Below are 745 nucleotides of genomic sequence, written 5' to 3' on the forward strand. Positions count from 1 at the left end.
CATAAATGGGGAAATAAATACGTAATTCCAGGAGGACATATAGAATTAGGAGAAAAAATGGAAGAAGCGTTGAAAAGAGAGATATTAGAGGAGACGGGTTTATATATCTATGACATTAAGTTAATTAGTTTAAAGGAGAGCATATATAGTGATACGTTCCACGAGAAAAAACACTTTATTTTTATTGACTATGTTTGTAAGACAGACTCAAGTGATGTTGTCTTAAATGATGAGGCAGAAACATATAAATGGATTGATATAAATGAGATTGAGCATTATGATTTAGGTGGATTTACAAAAGAATTATTGTTAAAGTTAAAATATAAAGATGAATCTAAAGATTGCGTAAAGATATTTTATAATTATTAAAGATATGAACCATTGTGGATTGATATAGATAACTTGTGATTTAAGTGGACATAAATCTTATTTAGGTAGGGAATAAGCATGGAAGATTATAATGTTGTAAAGACTGATTTCAATGAAATATCAGAACTGGATGAGCCAAAATGGAATCACAACAACTGTTATTTTAATCAACTCATGAAACTGATACCGGATAATGTAGAAACTTGCCTTGATATCGGCTGCGGCAAAGGAGAACTTTCATTTATGTTGTCTCAAAAATCTAAAAGAGTAATAGCAGTTGACCTTGCAGATAAGATGATTGAGAAGGCAAAAGTTTTACATCCTAATAAAAACATAGAGTATATTTGCGGAAACATTCTCGATATGGAATTTGAAA

2 protein-coding genes are annotated in these 745 nt (G+C 30.2%); both read left to right on the forward strand.

Annotated elements, in window-relative coordinates; genetic code table 11:
• Positions 1-369: NUDIX domain-containing protein (locus tag CPAL_RS08320; protein WP_106024422.1), on the forward strand; the 369-nt coding region annotated here is incomplete at its 5' end.
• Between the two features lie 78 nt (positions 370-447).
• The coding region (locus CPAL_RS08325; protein WP_146126578.1) for a class I SAM-dependent methyltransferase at positions 448-745 on the forward strand (298 nt) is incomplete at its 3' end.

Source organism: Clostridium thermopalmarium DSM 5974 (genome assembly GCF_002995795.1).
In the GTDB taxonomy this organism is placed as follows: domain Bacteria; phylum Bacillota; class Clostridia; order Clostridiales; family Clostridiaceae; genus Clostridium_H; species Clostridium_H thermopalmarium.